Origin of the sequence: Streptomyces sp. NPDC021019 (genome assembly GCF_044333295.1) — a bacterium.
Lineage (GTDB): Bacteria > Actinomycetota > Actinomycetes > Streptomycetales > Streptomycetaceae > Streptomyces.
In genome coordinates this window covers 313,428-329,186 of record NZ_JBIRQR010000006.1, presented here as the reverse complement: position 1 = coordinate 329,186, position 15,759 = coordinate 313,428, and the positions used below count along the sequence as shown (strand labels likewise).

9 protein-coding genes are annotated in these 15,759 nt (G+C 67.8%); 7 read left to right on the top strand and 2 right to left on the bottom strand.

What is annotated here, in order from left to right; all coding sequences use genetic code 11:
• The first annotated feature begins 80 nt into the window (after positions 1–80).
• From dxs to ACH4RG_RS28630, 3 genes are all read left to right on the top strand, one after another.
• Positions 81–1,994 carry a 1-deoxy-D-xylulose-5-phosphate synthase gene (gene dxs, locus ACH4RG_RS28640; RefSeq protein WP_397921994.1) on the top strand — a complete coding sequence of 638 codons (1,914 nt, stop codon included), beginning with the start codon at positions 81–83 and terminating at the stop codon, positions 1,992–1,994.
• Positions 1,995–2,187: 193 nt separating this feature from the next.
• On the top strand, positions 2,188–3,654 hold the full coding sequence (locus ACH4RG_RS28635; protein WP_397921996.1) for an amino acid permease: 1,467 nt from the start codon (positions 2,188–2,190) through the stop codon (positions 3,652–3,654).
• 143 nt (positions 3,655–3,797) lie between these two features.
• Positions 3,798–4,922, top strand: coding sequence for a hypothetical protein (locus tag ACH4RG_RS28630; protein ID WP_397921998.1), 1,125 nt, complete (start codon positions 3,798–3,800; stop codon positions 4,920–4,922).
• A 207-nt stretch (positions 4,923–5,129) separates the two neighbouring features.
• On the opposite strand, the gene ACH4RG_RS28625 is transcribed toward ACH4RG_RS28630, so the two are convergent.
• Positions 5,130–6,233 carry an LCP family protein gene (locus tag ACH4RG_RS28625; protein WP_397922000.1) on the bottom strand — a complete coding sequence of 368 codons (1,104 nt, stop codon included), beginning with the start codon at positions 6,231–6,233 and terminating at the stop codon, positions 5,130–5,132.
• Positions 6,234–6,817: 584 nt separating this feature from the next.
• Between ACH4RG_RS28625 and ACH4RG_RS28620 the strand changes: the two genes are divergently transcribed.
• Genes ACH4RG_RS28620 through ACH4RG_RS28605 form a run of 4 tightly spaced genes read left to right on the top strand, consistent with a single transcriptional unit; the run spans position 6,818 to position 13,982 of the window.
• A complete protein-coding gene (locus ACH4RG_RS28620) occupies positions 6,818–7,999 on the top strand; it encodes a CDP-alcohol phosphatidyltransferase family protein (protein WP_397922002.1) in 1,182 nt (393 codons plus the stop codon).
• A complete protein-coding gene (locus ACH4RG_RS28615) occupies positions 7,996–12,456 on the top strand; it encodes a glycosyltransferase (protein WP_397922004.1) in 4,461 nt (1,486 codons plus the stop codon). The genes ACH4RG_RS28620 and ACH4RG_RS28615 overlap by 4 nt, the downstream gene beginning before the upstream one ends.
• Before the next feature lie 42 nt (positions 12,457–12,498).
• Positions 12,499–13,257 carry a rhamnogalacturonan acetylesterase gene (locus ACH4RG_RS28610; RefSeq protein WP_397922006.1) on the top strand — a complete coding sequence of 253 codons (759 nt, stop codon included), beginning with the start codon at positions 12,499–12,501 and terminating at the stop codon, positions 13,255–13,257.
• Complete coding sequence (locus ACH4RG_RS28605; RefSeq protein WP_397922008.1) at positions 13,254–13,982, top strand: hypothetical protein; 729 nt, start codon at positions 13,254–13,256, stop codon at positions 13,980–13,982. The genes ACH4RG_RS28610 and ACH4RG_RS28605 overlap by 4 nt, the downstream gene beginning before the upstream one ends.
• Positions 13,983–13,988: 6 nt before the next feature.
• On the opposite strand, the gene ACH4RG_RS28600 is transcribed toward ACH4RG_RS28605, so the two are convergent.
• Positions 13,989–15,653, bottom strand: a complete 1,665-nt coding sequence (locus ACH4RG_RS28600; RefSeq protein WP_397932290.1) for a hypothetical protein — start codon at positions 15,651–15,653, stop codon at positions 13,989–13,991.
• Positions 15,654–15,759 lie beyond the last annotated feature (106 nt).

Below are 15,759 nucleotides of genomic sequence, written 5' to 3'. Positions count from 1 at the left end.
CCCGATGCCCGCCGCCGCGAGCGGAACATTAGACTCATCGGATCGGCACGCTCGATCAGCTCAAACGCAAGGAGGCACGGGTGGATCTGCTGACCCGCATCAAGGGACCGCGCGACCTGGACCGGCTCAGCCTCGGTGAGCTGGACCAGCTCGCGGAGGAGATCCGTACCTTCCTCGTGGACGCGGTGTCCAAGACCGGCGGACACCTCGGCCCCAACCTGGGCGTCGTCGAGCTCACCATCGCCCTGCACCGGGTCTTCGAATCGCCCCGGGACAAGGTGCTGTGGGACACCGGCCACCAGAGCTACGTGCACAAGCTGCTCACCGGCCGCCAGGACTTCTCCCGGCTCAAGAGCAAGGGAGGCCTCTCCGGCTACCCCTCCCGTGCCGAGTCCGACCACGACGTCATCGAGAACAGCCACGCCTCCGGGGTCCTCGGCTGGGCCGACGGCCTCGCCAAGGCCAACGAGGTCCTGAAGAAGGACGACCACGTCGTCGCGGTCATCGGCGACGGCGCGCTCACCGGCGGTATGGCCTGGGAGGCGCTGAACAACATCGCCGCCGCCAAGGACCGCCCCCTCGTCATCGTCGTCAACGACAACGAGCGCTCCTACGCCCCGACCATCGGCGGCCTGGCCAACCACCTCGCCACGCTCCGTACGACCGACGGCTACGAACGGTTCCTGGCCCGCGGCAAGGACATCCTGGAGCGCACGCCCGTCGTCGGCCGCCCGCTCTACGAGACCCTGCACGGCGCCAAGAAGGGCCTCAAGGACTTCATCGCCCCGCAGGGCATGTTCGAGGACCTCGGCCTGAAGTACGTCGGCCCGATCGACGGCCACGACATCGAGGCCCTGGAATCCGCGCTCCAGCGCGCCAAGCGCTTCCGCGGCCCGGTCATCGTGCACTGCCTCACCGAGAAGGGCCGCGGCTACACCCCCGCCCTCCAGGACGAGGCCGACCGCTTCCACGCGGTGGGCAAGATCCACCCGGACACCGGCCTGCCGATCGCCACCTCCGGCCTCGACTGGACCTCCGTCTTCGGCGAGGAGATGGTCAGGCTCGGCGAGGAGCGCGAGGACATCGTCGCGATCACCGCGGCCATGCTCCAGCCCGTCGGCCTCGGCAAGTTCGAGGCCGCCTTCCCGGACCGGATCTACGACGTCGGCATCGCCGAGCAGCACGGTGCGGCCTCTGCGGCCGGCCTCGCCACCGGCGGACTCCACCCGGTCTTCGCGGTCTACGCCACCTTCCTCAACCGCGCCTTCGACCAGGTCCTGATGGACGTCGCCCTGCACAAGTGCGGAGTGACCTTCGTCCTGGACCGGGCCGGCATCACCGGCACGGACGGCGCCTCGCACAACGGCATGTGGGACATGTCGATCCTCCAGTGCGTGCCCACGCTCCGGATCGCCGCCCCGCGCGACGCCGACCAGGTCCGCGCCCAGCTGCGCGAGGCCGTCGCCGTCGACGACGCGCCCACGGTGGTCCGCTTCTCCAAGGGCGCGGTCGGCCCCGCCGTCAAGGCGGTCGGCAGGGTCGGCGGCATGGACGTTCTGCGGGAACCGAAGGCCGCCCGCCCGGACGTCCTGATCGTCTCGGTCGGCGCGCTCGCCCCGATGTGCCTGGAGATCGCCGACCTGCTGGACGCCCAGGGCATCTCCAGCACCGTCGTCGACCCCCGCTGGGTCAAGCCCGTCGACGAGGCGCTCGCCCCGCTCGCCGAGCGCCACCGCGTCGTCGTCACGGTCGAGGACAACAGCCGCGCCGGAGGCGTCGGCTCCGCCGTCGCCCAGGCCCTGCGCGACGCCGGTGTCGACGTACCCCTGCGCGACTTCGGCATCCCGCCGGTCTTCCTCGACCACGCCTCGCGCGGCGAGGTCATGGCCGAGATCGGACTGACCGCGCCGGACATCGCCCGGCAGGTCACCGGCCTGGTCGCCAAGCTCGACGGCCGCTTCGAGAGCCGCGCGGTCGAGCCCGCCCGCGACTGACGCGCGAACACCTCTCCGTAAGGCCGATGGGCCGGGAGAACCGCCCCTGTACGGGTGGTTCACCCGGCCCATTCGCATGAAACGGGCCAGACGGCGCATTCACGCGCGGCAGGATCCCCATCATGGCGTTCACAACGAATGCGTGGAGGTATCGCAGGTGAGCGCGCAGGTCACACCACCCCGCGGAAACGGCATGTTCCGCACCAAGTCCGTCGAACAGTCGATCCTGGACACCGAGGAGCCGGAACACGCGCTCAAGAAGTCCCTCTCCGCCCTGGACCTCACGGTGTTCGGTGTCGGCGTCATCATCGGCACCGGCATCTTCGTCCTCACCGGCCAGGTCGCCAAGGAGACGGCGGGGCCCGCCACCGCCATCGCCTTCGCCGTGGCGGGCGTGGTGTGCGCGCTGGCCGCGCTCTGCTACGCCGAGTTCGCCTCCACCGTCCCGGTGGCCGGGTCCGCCTACACCTTCGCCTACGCCGCGCTGGGCGAACTGGTGGCCTGGATCATCGGCTGGGACCTGGTACTGGAGTTCGCGCTGGGCACCGCGGTGGTCGCGGTCGGCTGGTCCGGTTACGTCCGCTCACTGATGGACAACGTCGACTGGACGATGCCCGAAGTCCTTTCGGGGACGGACGTGGCGGAGGGATTCGGCTTCGACGTCCTGGCCTTCGCCCTGGTGCTGCTCCTGACCGTCATCCTGGTCGTCGGCATGAAGCTGTCCGCCCGGGTCACCTCGGTCGTGGTGGCGATCAAGGTCGCGGTGGTCCTCATGGTGATCATCGCGGGCCTGTTCTTCATCAAGGCCGAGAACTACGAGCCCTTCATCCCGCCGGCCGAGAAGCAGCCCGCCGGCTCGGGCTGGGACGCGCCGCTCGTGCAGCTGCTGTTCGGCTACGAACCCACGAACTTCGGCGTGATGGGCATCTTCACCGCCGCCTCCATCGTCTTCTTCGCCTTCATCGGCTTCGACGTGGTGGCCACCGCCGCCGAGGAGACCAAGCTTCCGCAGCGCGACATGCCGCGCGGCATCCTCGGCTCGCTCGTCATCTGCACGGTGCTCTACGTGGCGGTCTCCATCGTGGTCACCGGCATGCAGCACTACAGCGAACTCTCCGTCAGCGCCCCGCTCGCCGACGCCTTCAAGGCCACCGGGCACCCCTTCTACGCCGGACTGATCAGCTTCGGCGCGGCGGTCGGTCTCACCACGGTCTGCATGATCCTGCTGCTCGGCCAGACCCGCGTCTTCTTCGCGATGAGCCGCGACGGCCTGCTCCCGCGCTTCTTCTCCAAGACGCACCCGCGCTTCCGCACGCCCTACCGCCCGACGATCCTGCTGGGTGTGCTGATCGCGATCATCGCCGGATTCACGAGCATCGAGGAGCTGGCCACCCTGGTGAACATCGGCACGCTCTTCGCGTTCGTCATCGTCGCCCTCGGCGTCCTGGTCCTGCGCCGCACCCAGCCGAACCTGCCCCGCGCGTTCCGCACCCCCTGGGTGCCGGTCCTCCCGATCGCCTCGGTCGCCGCGTCGGTCTGGCTGATGCTCAACCTGCCGGTGGAGACCTGGGTCCGCTTCGGCGCCTGGATGGTTCTCGGGGTAATCATCTACTTCGTGTACGGGCGCTCCCACAGCCGGATGGGCACATCCCGTACCTGAGAGCGGTACGGCGCATGTCCGGTGGGTCGAAGGTGGTCGAACGGGGATTCTATGATGGGTGGGTCAGACCTTTCCCTTCCGGCGACGCAGCGACCGCGGAATCGGGGCCGGGTCGGGAATCACGGGAAGGACGACCTCACACCATGCCGGTCAGATCGGGACGCTCGGCCCGGGGGACAGCCCCCGCACCGTCCGCCAGCGGAGGCGTCGACAGCAGGACCGGGGAGGTGACCCCGGTCGGCGGACGGTGGATCACCCTGGGCAAGGACGGTCGACTGACCGCCTACGCTCGCCACCAGGACGGTCTGCTGCGGTGGACCCAGAGCCGTCCCGGGGGCGCCGGGTGGACCGGGCCCGAACTCATCGGGATTCCGGGGCAGACGCACCTGGCCGTGGCGCAGGGTCAGGACGGCTTCGTCCACATCATGGCGCGCCGGTCCGTGACGAAGGGTGACGGGCCGGTCCGAGTCGACTTCGCCCATGCGATCCAGTACCAGACGGGCCGCCCGTTGGGGTCCTGGCGCTCACTGGGCAACCCGCACAAGGAGCGCGACCTGGCGATGGAGGCGGGGGCCCCCGTCGTCGCCGTCAGCCCGTCCGGCGCCGCCTACGTCTTCGTGCGGAGCATCACCGGCAGCGTGATGCTGCGGCGCGAGGGCAAGGACGGCGTGTGGGAGGGCTGGAAGGACCTGAAGGGCGGTCAGGCCCAGGACACCCCGGCCGTGTCGGTCCCGGCCTCCGGCGGCATGGAACTGTTCGCACCGGGCGACGGCCAGGCCCTGCGGTGGGTCCAGGCCGCAGGGGACGGAGCGTTCGGGCCGGTGACGCGCATCCCGGTGCAGATCGCGCCCGGCGGCGTCGCCGCTCTGGAGACGGCGCCCGGTCGGCACACGTACTACTGGACCGACCCGGCGGGGAACGGCGTCGTGGCACATCGCCCCGGCACCTGGGTGATCCCGCTGGGCGGCGCTCCGGCGGAGGGCCCGGCCACCGTCCTGCGCGCCGTACTGGACGGGTACGACTGCACGGTGATCGCTTACCGGGAGCTGGACGGCCAGGTCATGCTGGCGGCGTGCGGCACGGAGAACGAGGGTGCCGGCGTCTGGTGGTCGCCCACCGGTGAGCGGACCCCGGCAACCCCGGCCCTCGCGCTCGACGCGTACGGCCGGGTGGTGCTGGGCATGATCGGCTCGGACGGGGCCCTGTACATCGCGCAGCAGAACAACGAGCCGGGTCTCGCGATGGCCCCGGCTGTACGGGTCGGCTGAAGCGCTTCCACCGGAGCGGGACGGAGGAGCCGACCACCGGGTGCTCCGTCCAAGGACGTGGAGACGGCAGTCCACGCGAAACGCCCGACGGGGAAACCCCGGCCGGGCGCCTGCGTGGACTGCTTGACGGCCTGATCAGCACGACCATGCGTCGTGGCGGCCTCGGGGAAACCGGAGATCGGTTGGGCCCCGCCTGCGAGGGGCCCCTCAGGAACCGCCACCGGTGGCGGGGGACTTCTTCGCGGACTCGGGAATCTCCTGGTCGGCGCGGAGGGCCTTCCACAATTGGGTGACCTGCGGCTCGGCGGCGACCACGCGGTTGGGGTCCTTGGTGTCATAGCGCACCGGCAGCATGATGGTCTCCATCGTCGCCGGGTCGATGCCGTTCATGGAGCGGGCGAACTCGGCGAGCTTGGTCAGCGAGGCGAGCTCCGAGTCGGTGGTCAGCGAGTCGGTCGCGGAATTGGCGATCTTGTACGTCTTGGTGGGACTGCTGAGCAGATCCTGCTTCTTGATCTCGCTGAGCAGCGCGATCATGAACTGCTGCTGCAGCCCGATGCGCCCCAGGTCGCTGCCGTCACCGATGCCGTGCCGCGTCCGTACGAAGGCGAGCGACTGGGTACCGGTCAGACGGTGGGTGCCCGCCTCGAGTTCGAGCCCGCTGGCCTTGTCGTGGATCGGCTCGTCGATGGTCACGGTGACCCCGCCGATCGCGTCCACCAGGTCCTTGAACCCCGCGAAGTTGATCTCCATGTAGTGGTCGATGCGAATCCCGGACATCTTCTCGACCGTCTTGACCACACAGGTCGGGCCGGCCTGCGAGTAGACAGAGTTGAACATGACGCGGTCTGCGGCGGAGATGGACGAACCGTCGGCCTTGGTGCACTCGGGCCGGCTCACCAGTGTGTCGCGGGGGATGGAGACCGCGGTCGCCTTCGCGCGCCCCTCGGGAATGTGGACGACCATCGCGGTGTCGGACCGGGCGCCGCTGACGTTGCCGCCGCCGCCCAGGTCCTTGTTCTCCGCACCGGCACGTGAGTCGGAGCCGAGGACGAGAAGGTTCTGACCGCTGGTGGGGAGCTTCTCCGGGCGGTCGTCGCCGAGCGCCTTGTTCAGGTCGACTCCGGTGATGTTGGAGTCGAGGCGGTGGTAGAGCCACCACGCCGTGCCGCCGGCGATGAGGAGAAGAGCCACCAGGCTCCATCCGATCCACCGGCGTATGCGCTGCCCGCGAGTTCGTTCCCTGCCGCGTCTGCGGCCCCTGCCCTCGTGGGAGGCGCGTCGGCTGTGCGTTGCGGTGGCTTCGCTCATGCTGTTCGATTCCTCTGGCCCGGACGTTGGGCACACCGGTCCGGTGCGCCACTGGGTGGTGAATAGCCTCTTCCGCCTACGCGTTGACGCGAGGGCCGGGAAGTTCGTCCGTACGTCGAGGGATCGAACCGTGCCGTGGGGTGCGGCGGTCCGCGCTGCGCACGGTCACACGGCGTGGGGTGTCGCGATCGTCTGAATCGGACAGCCGTCCGAGAACTATAGACAGACTTCGCGCCAACGGCCGGTTACGGAGAAACTGCTGTCATGTGTCGATCATCACGTGATCATAAGTTGTCATACTCATACTTGCGCATAAAGACTGCGCGAGGAGCAGGCGGGCGCAGGGGTGGGTCATTGGGCGGCCGTTAACCGAATGTTTGCCTTTCGTTGCTCTATGTGATCACTGGTGAGCTGATTGTGTGTTTCTTTAAGTTTCATTTAAACTGCGCAGCGCTAGATGTGCGCAGTTGGTGAACGAACTGTGGGCATCCCGTCCCCGACGATCGCAAGAGCGGTGCGTCGGGGCTGTGCTGGACGTCCACGGCTGAGGGGTTATGGGGAAGAGGAAGCTGTCTCTGCGGGCTGTGCAGAAGCTCACCTGCAAGAAGCGTGACGCCTGGTGGACCGTGCTCCTGGTCGATCCGGTCGCCACCAGGGTGCTCATCCGTATCGCGCGCTTCGGGTTCATCACCCCCAACGGTGTTACCTGGGCAGCCCTGTTCGTCGGCCTCGGCTCTGCGGGTTTCTTCCTCCGCGGCGACACCCAGTCGCTCATCGTCGGAGCCGCGCTCTATCACGTGAGCTTCATCCTGGACTGCATCGACGGAAAGCTGGCCCGCCTCAAAGGCAACGGCACCGTCTTCGGCGGCTGGCTGGACTACGTCTTCGACCGCATCCGCGTCCTCTTCTGCGCGCTCGCCCTGATGGGCGGCCAGTACCTCCGCAGCGAAAGCGCCTGGTACCTGATCGCCGCCCTCGTCGTCGTCTTCCTTGACATGCTCCGGTACGTCGACGCCCTGCAGATCTACAAGATGCGCATGTCGATGCGTACGAAGATCGAGAAGCTCAAGGAGGCACGGCGCGAGGCCGAGGCCGCCGAGGGGCCGGGAGTCGTCTTCATGGAGGACCTCCTCCGGGAGAATCCCGGTGTCGAGGCCGACCTCCTCAAGCAGCAGGCCGAGAACGTCGTGGACCTGCACGCCCAGTTCCGTGACCGCTTCCCCTGGTACACGCGGCTGCGCCAGGCGCTCCTGCGCAGCAGGATGCGGCCGCACCTCATCAGCGGCATCGAATTCCAGATGTTCATCTTCATCATCGGCCCACTGATCGGCCAGATCCTGTGGACCACCGCCGTCTCCGCGGTGCTGCTCGGCCTCTTCGAGCTGGTCATCATGTACAAGTTCTGGCTCTCCACCCGCGACTTCACCCGTGTGGTCGAGGAACTCGCCCCCGAGCCCCTCGTCGCCGTCGGCAGTGTCGCCAGCCACCTGCACGCCGGCCGTCACCGCAGGGGCGGCGACGAGCCCGCGTACGACCCGGTGACCGTCGAGGGCGTACCGGTGGAGCAGCGCTTCCCCGCCCCGGAGCCGGACGAGGACCCAGGCTTCCAGCCGTACCCCGAACCCCGTCACGATGTGGGCTTCCGCTACGACGAGCAGTACGGGCACGCCCCACTGGGGGCGGGCTACGCGGCGGCCCCGGCCTTCCATCCTCCCGGTCCGCAAACTGATGTGCGCCGGCCGGAGGCCGAGGGGCGGTGGCGATGAGTACCCCCGCACCGGCCGACCAGTACCGCGTCTCCATCGTCATAGGCGCGTTCAACGCGAGCGCAACGCTCGGGCGTGCCCTGGACTCGGCGCTGCGTCAGACCCACCCGCAGGTCGAGGTGATCGTCGTCGACGACGCCTCCACCGACGGCACGCTCGCTGTCGCCCGGCAGTACGCCGCCCGCGACGGGCGAGTACGCGTCATCGAGCGGGAGAGCAACAGCGGCGGGGTCGGAGCGCCCCGCAACAACGGCATCGCCGTGGCCACCGGTCAGTACCTGATGTTCCTCGACGCGGACGACGAGCTGCCGCACAAAGCCTGCGAGTCGCTCCTCCAGGCGGCGCTCGCCAACGGCGCCGAGATCACGGCGGGCCGTGCGTTGCGGGTCAACCTCGCCAAGGACGAGGTCACCGTCTGGCAGCCGCAGCTGTACGGCACCACCCGGACCGTCGAGGGCGGCCTGCGTGCCATGCCCGAGCTGTTCGACGACCCGATCGCCGCGGCAAAGCTCTACCGGCTGGACTTCCTGCTCGACCAGGGCATCCGCTTTCCCGAAGAGCTCTACTTCGAGGACACCTACTTCTCGACCGTCGCCTGGTACTGCGCGCGGACGGTCAACCTGCTCGCCGTACCCGTGTATCGGTGGATCTGGGAGCGTGAGAGCGACGCCCCCTCCATCACCAACCGACGGGGCGAACTGCGCAGCATCCGCGACCGCGTCCTGGTGCATCAGTACGCGGACGCCTTTCTGCTCCGCAACGGCGCGCGGGACCTGCTGGCCCACAAGGCGGCGAAGTTCCTCTCCCACGACCTGCGGCTGTACACGCCCGAACTCCGCGCGGGCGACGCCCAGTTCCGCAACGGGTTCGCCAACCTCGTCGCACCGTACCTGCACTCCCTGCCGCTCGATGTCTACGATCTCTGCGGACCGCTGGAGCGCGTCCGGGCGTTCACCCTGATGCACGGCCGGGTCGACCTCGCCCTGACCGTCTCCGACTACACCCAGAGCCGCAGCGTGCTCAGTTCGGACCTGGTGGAGCGCGATGGGAGGGTCTACTGGTCGGCGGCATTGCTGGGCCGGCCGGACGCCGAACGGTTCCTGGACGTCACGGACCTCGACCTCAGCGGCAACAGCCTCTCCGACGCTCGGCTGTTCAATCAGGCCACCCTGGTCGACATCCAGGGCGGCACCCTCCACGTGACCGGCTGGATCCGCAACCAGTTCGGCCGGGTGGGACCGAAGGACAAACTGGAGCTCACCGCGGTGTTGCGCCGCCGCAGCACCAAGGCGGACCACGTCTTCGACGTCAAGGGCATCGACGTCGACGAGGAGTTCATCCGCTACCACACCACCGTGGACCTGGACGCGACGCTCGGCGCAGCGGGCCCGCCCGGCAACTGGAACCTCTTCGTGCAGATCAGGCACGGCGGGGAACGCGCCACCACCACCGTCGCGATCACGGGCGTCGACATCGAGCAGCAGCGCTATCGCGGGCGCGACGGATCCTACGAGATCTACCGGACGATCAGCGGCAACCTCGCCCTGCGCCCGGAGACCAAGGAGAGCCTGGCCACCGATCACCCGCGCGGTACCCCGTGGCTGTGGTGGGAGGGCAAGCCCGCCCAGAGCTCCCCCGGGCGGTCGGCGAAGTACGCCGCGTCGCTCGTGGTGCACTGCCGCAACGACGAGTACAACCTCTACGACTTCCTCAGCTCGCTGCTGGCGCAGCGCGAGTTCGCGGCCACCCAGGTCATCCTGGTGGACGACGGCTCGACGGACGCCACCGCCGCACAGTTGGCCGAGTTCTCCTCGTTCCACGCCAACGTCGAGGTGGTCAGCCAGGTCGCCCTGGGGCAGCGCTCCAGCTACGACAACGGGCTGAGCCATGTCCGGGCGCCCTACGTGGCGTTCGCCCGAGCCCAAGACGTCCTGGGCGAGAACTGCCTGGGCCGTCTGGTCGCCGCCGCCCGCCGGGTCAAGGCCGACGTGGTGGTCGGGGACCTGGACAGTTTCCCCGGGCCGCGCCGGTTCGGCGACGAGCCGTGGCAGCGCTATTTCGAGCGGGACGCCCCCCGGGCGGAGGGGCTCGACGACGCCCCGTACTTGATCTTCTCCACCGAGCTGGGCGGAAAGCTGTTCAGGACCTCGCTGCTGCGCAAGCACGGTCTGCGCACCGGCCACGGGCCGGGCTTCGAGGGCGCCTGGCTCACCGTTCCCGCGGCGCTGCTGGCCCGCACGGTGACCACCGCGCCGACAGCTGTCTTCTTCGAACGGGACCCCGAGCGCCGGGATTCGCTCTTCGACCTGACGTGGAACGACCCTGTCAAGACCCAGGAGCTGATCCGGCTCTGCCGGCACGTCGTCCAGATCTCGCGTCGGCTGAGTCCCCGGAGCGCCAGGCTCGCGCTGCGCTTCGTGGTGCGCTCGATGCAGCCGCATCTGCGCAACATCCACCGGATCATGAGCCGCACGGAGATCGCCGGCCTCTTCCCGGTGCTCTGCGACATCTATGCGCGGATACCGGATGAGCTGATCCTCACGTACGCGGCGGTCCCGATGGCCCGGCTCCAGCACCACGCCGTCCGCACCGGCGACTTCGAGCTGTTCTGCGATCCGTACAGCAAGCCCGAGTACCGGCCGGACCTGCTGATCGACGACGCCGGCATGCACCGCCGCCTGGTCCAGGACCGGGTCGAGACCACCCTGCTGCGGGTGGAGCGGCAGAAGGCGGTCCTGGAGACCCTCGTCGTCGACGGGGAGCACCTCCGGTTCGAGGGGCTCCTGGTGTTCGGTGGCGTCGACATCAGTGAGCTCTTCAGCAACCGTCTGGAACTCGTGCTGAGCGACGGAGCCTATGAGGTCCCCCTGACCGTCGAGCAGGTCTACCGGCGCGACCGCTGGCGGGCCCGTAAGGAACAGGACTGGTACGCCGGCTGGCGCGCGGTGGCCCGCCCCGGCGACCTGAGCTCCCTCTCCAACCGTGACCTCACGGTCCGGCTGCGGGTCCACGACGGGGAGCGGCGGCAGGACGTCCCGGTGGAAGCCCGGCAGATGCTGCACCGGTTCAAGGGCGTGCACCGCCTCGGGCGTGCGCGGATACGCCTGACCATCGCCGCCGACGAGACCGTTACTCTCCGCCGGGTCAGCGGCGCTCTGCGCAAGATGCGGTTCGCCCTCGGCCGCCTGCGGGAGGAGCTGCGCAACTCCCTTCCGGGCAGGACTGGTTGGCGTACCCGGCTGCTGTACTGGCTGATGTACCCGAAACTGCACGGCAAGGACATCTGGATCATCGGCGAGCGCGAGGACACCGCGCAGGACAACTCGTACCACCTGTTCAAGTGGATCAGGGAGAACGAGCCCAGGCGCAAGGTCTACTACGCCATCAACGGCGACGCGCCGGACCGCCAGAAGATCGACCACCTGGGCCGGGTCATCGACCGGCTCTCGTGGAGATACCGCGCCTACCTCCTGCACGCCACCCGGCTCATCAACGCCTACGACCTGGAGGCCTACCTTGGCTTCCCGGGTCTGTCCAAGCGAGCGTTCCTGCGTGGATACGGAGATCTGCTGCGCTACAAGCGTGTCTTCCTCCAGCACGGCGTCGTCTACAACGACGTCGTCCAGTCCATCCACGCCCAGGTCACCAACGTGGACATGGTGCTCACCACCGGGCGCAGCGAGCGTGCCTACTACGCGGAGCACTGCGGTTACGGATACGACCGGGTGGCGGCGACCGGGCTGCCGCGCTACGACGCCCTGACCCCGGCCCCCGGGCCTCGCAAGATCCTCGTCATGCCCACGTGGCGGCGGGACATCGTGGCGCCCTCGTACAACAAGGCGGCGAAGCCCGAGATCCCGTTCGCGGCGTCCGAGTACTACCGGTTCTTCTCCGCCCTGCTGCGGGACGAGAGGCTGCTGGAGGCGCTCCAGTACTACGCGGTCGAGCTGGAGTTCATGCCGCATTACGAGATCCGGCCCTACCTGAAGCACTTCCGGATCGACCACCCGTCGATCACGGTCTCCTCGACCGGCCGGGACGTGCAACTGGCGATGCGGGAGTGTTCGATGCTTGTCACCGACTACTCATCGGTGTTCTTCGACGTCGCGTACATGGGCAAGCCGATCGTCTACACGAACTTCGACGACGAGGCGTTCTACAGCAAGCACTACAAGCGCGGCTACTTCGACCTCGCGCGGGACGGCTTCGGACCGGCGTGCGGCCGGGTCGACCAGGCGGTGGACGAGATCATCGCATCGATCGCCCGCGACTTCCGGGTGGAGCCCGAGTACCGCCGCCGGGCCGAGGAGTTCTTCGTCCTACGGGACACCAACAACTGCCAACGGGCCTTCGACGTGATCGACTCCATGGACGCCACCGCGGGCGGCGACCCAGGACGCATGTCGGCCCCGCTCGTCATGGGACGGCCCACGGATCACCAGAAGGAACGTGTTTAGGGGATGCGGCACTTGAGAGTTTTTCTGGCGGGTGACTCCAGCGTGACGAGCCGCCCGCGCAGCATGGCGCCGATGACCGGCTGGGGCCAGGTGCTCCAGATCTTCATCCAGAACGCCGAAGTAGTGAACGCCGCACGTGCCGGAGCCAGTTCACGCAGCTTCGTCGAGCGCGGCAGGCTCGACTGGATCCTGGAGAACATCGAGCCCGGCGACCTGTTGCTGATCTCGTTCGGGCTGATCGACATGAAGCCCGGCGACGGCCGGTTCACCGAACCGTTCGGCGACTACCAGTGGTACCTGCGCAAGTACGTGCTCGGGGCGCGAGCGCGGGGAGCGCATCCTGTGCTGGTGACCAGCCACGAGCGGCGCGTCTTCGACGACCACGGCAACATGCGCCGCCCACTCGGCCTCTACCCGATGGCCATGCGGGAAGTGGCGGCGGGTCTGTCGGTTCCGCTCATCGACCTCAACGCGTGGAGCGTCAACTGGTGGCGCCAGGCCGGCGCGGAGGGGACCAAGCAGCTCTTCCTCTACACGGAGCCCGGGGAGCACGTCAACTTCCCCGATGGGATCGCCGACAACACCCACCTCCGGGGTCACGGTGCGGTGGAGTGCGCGCGATTCGTGGCGGACGAGATGTGCGCCCAGGGCGTGCTCACTCCGGTCCACTTCCGGAACCTGGAGGCCAAGATCCCGGAGACCGCGGTGGAGTTCCTCGACGACGATGACTTCGAACGACTGACCAAGTCCCGGGTCGGCTCCGGCGCCGCATCCCAGGAGAGGAGAGAGGTGCTGCTGTGAACGACTGGTATCCGCTTGTACGAGCCTGGGTCACCCACCCCCAGATGCCCCACATCGGCGGCACATTGGATCTGTTCTCCGATGTGGACCCGTCACTCCCCCTGGTGCCAGGACAGGAGTTCGGCCTCGCACTGTCGGTGACACCGGTCGGCGGCGCCTACCGTACCTATGGCTACCTGCTTGACGATCTGCTCGGTGAGCACGCCACGATGGTGCGCCACCCAGGGCTGAGCCACCTGAACAACGGGCGGTACGCCACGTACGCCGGCGGCACCGAACCACGCACGGTCAACTGCGTCGTGCGGATCGCCGACGACGCGGCCGAGGGCAGTGTGCTGCTGCCGCGGGTGATCATCGGACTGATGACGGTCCAGGGCGACAAACTGATCCCCTCCACGGCGGTCTCGGACGCGGGGTTCCGGGTGCGGCGCCATGTGCTGGCCGGACAGAGCATGACCCTGCGGCAGGGCGGGCGCGCGCTGCTCCCGGCCGGCCACAGCCCCGCAGAAGGGCTGCGGTTCGTCGGAGTGGGGATCGCCCGGCACGGGCTGCTGACCTGTACCGCCGACGGCGGCGTCACGTACGAGGCTGATCCGGAGCACCTGGGATACGACCGCTTCGAGCTCTGTTACGAGGATTCACGTGGTCATCGGGTGTGGTCGGAAGTCACCGTTCATATCGGTGACTTCGGAGCGTCTCCGGGCGCTGTCGCGGACCATTCCTGACCTCGGTCAGTTCAGTGTGACCGTACCGGCCTGGGCGGAGAAGAGAGAACCGCCCGTACTCATGGAAACGTAGACCTCGTAGTTTCCCGGACGCGCGTTCGCGAGGTTGATTCCCTTGTAGCCCGAGGTGGCGAAGTAGGCAAAGTCGTAATTGCTGAAGTCGCCACGGCGGATATGCCCGCGAATGGCGGCCGACTTACGTGACATGCCGAGTCGGAACGAGTAGATGGACTGCTCTCCGCGCAGTACGAGGTAATAATTCGCGTGCCCGTGCTCGGCCGCCTCTATGCCGTGGACGAAGAATGTTCCCTCGACGTGGAACGTCCGCTCCTTGAGCCAGGTGTTCTCGACGGAGAAAGCCGTCTCCTGGGAGTGCTGGCCGATAATGGGGCGCCGGAGGAGCCGGACCTTGTTCTTGTCCCCGATCAGTGATATCTCCGTGCCTCCGAAAGGGCGCCGGATATCGAAGGGGCGGCGTGCCGAAAGGGGTGCGCGCCGGTCTATGCCTTCGGTAGGGCTCTGGATGCGTATCGAGAGATCGTACGCACCGGCCGGGATTTCGTTCACCAGAATCCCCTTGGGGTTCTCCGGTTCGAAACCACCGTCAGGGTAGTCGCAGGCGAATCGGTCGAAATAGAGGCTGTAGAGATGTTTGGCCTCGGTCGTGGCGAGCGGGAACTCCCAATGGCGATTGCCCGGTCCTTCGGCTATCAGGCTCTTCACCGGCCGCCCGACAGCGTGGGACGGCTCGCCCGGAAGGAAGGCGTGGCCGCTGAGGAGCAGCCCGGCACCGCGGATGTCCTGCTTGTTGAGCACGGCGACGACCTGATCCGACTGGCGCAACTCGGCCAGATAGCGGCCTCGCTCCACCTCGTTGACCTGCGCATTGCCGTTCTCGACGAAGCCCAGGCGGGGCTCTGCCCCCTCGGTGAGCGAGGCCAGGACTCCGGTGACGAGCGGAAGGTTGTACCCGGATACCTCGCCGTGCTGACGCACCATTGCCGAGCGTGTGCGGATGAAGTTGAAATTGGCGCACCCCCAGAACAACTGCACGTGCGGATGGATCTCCTTCGCGTACTGCTCATCGGCCTCGGAGGTGAAGAGGTAGATGTTGTGGCCCTGCCCGCCATAGGCGTTGACCAGGCTGGGGAGCGCTCCGTTCAGTGCGTCCACGTGCTGCTGGGGCATGGTCTCGCCGAGCATGTACCGGCCGGTCTCCGCCCGATCGCGGACGTAGTCCCCGATCAGGAACTGGGGCACGATGGAGACGATGTTTCGGTAGCCGTACTTCAATCCGAAATACAGTGCCGCGCTACCGCCCTTGGAGACACCCAGGAGGCTGACCCGGTCGGGGGTGAGCCCGAGACCGGTCATGGTCCGCTCGATCAGACCCGCTACCGCCGTCTCGATACCAAAATCCATGTCCCGGCACAGGTAGTAGCTGTAATGGCCGTCGAAGTCGTCGCGAATCCAGAGGATATTGGCGCGCAGATCGTTCAGCGATTTGCCCGCGAAATGGTATCCGGCCGGTGCTGCGAAACCGGAGAAGATGACGATCAGATGCTGAGTGTCACCCTCGGCGGGACGGAATTTGTACTCCACCGGGATCGGACCGGAGCTGTCTGTGGCGGTCAGTACACTCCGGCGGTCCGTGGCGGCGGGATTCGACACGAGAGGAGGGAGCGGAGATGTCATGGAGATACCCTTGCCTGCTCTCATGTGATGTCGGACACGGCGTTCCGTCGGGCTTTGGAGTCTATCCGGATCAGGGGATGCC

Coding starts and splice junctions, on each gene's coding strand:
- ACH4RG_RS28630 (WP_397921998.1), top strand. CDS start 3,798: ATGCCGGTCAGATCGGGACGCTCGGCCCGGGGGACAGCCCCCGCACCG.
- ACH4RG_RS28615 (WP_397922004.1), top strand. CDS start 7,996: ATGAGTACCCCCGCACCGGCCGACCAGTACCGCGTCTCCATCGTCATA.
- ACH4RG_RS28635 (WP_397921996.1), top strand. CDS start 2,188: ATGTTCCGCACCAAGTCCGTCGAACAGTCGATCCTGGACACCGAGGAG.
- ACH4RG_RS28625 (WP_397922000.1), bottom strand. CDS start 6,233: ATGAGCGAAGCCACCGCAACGCACAGCCGACGCGCCTCCCACGAGGGC.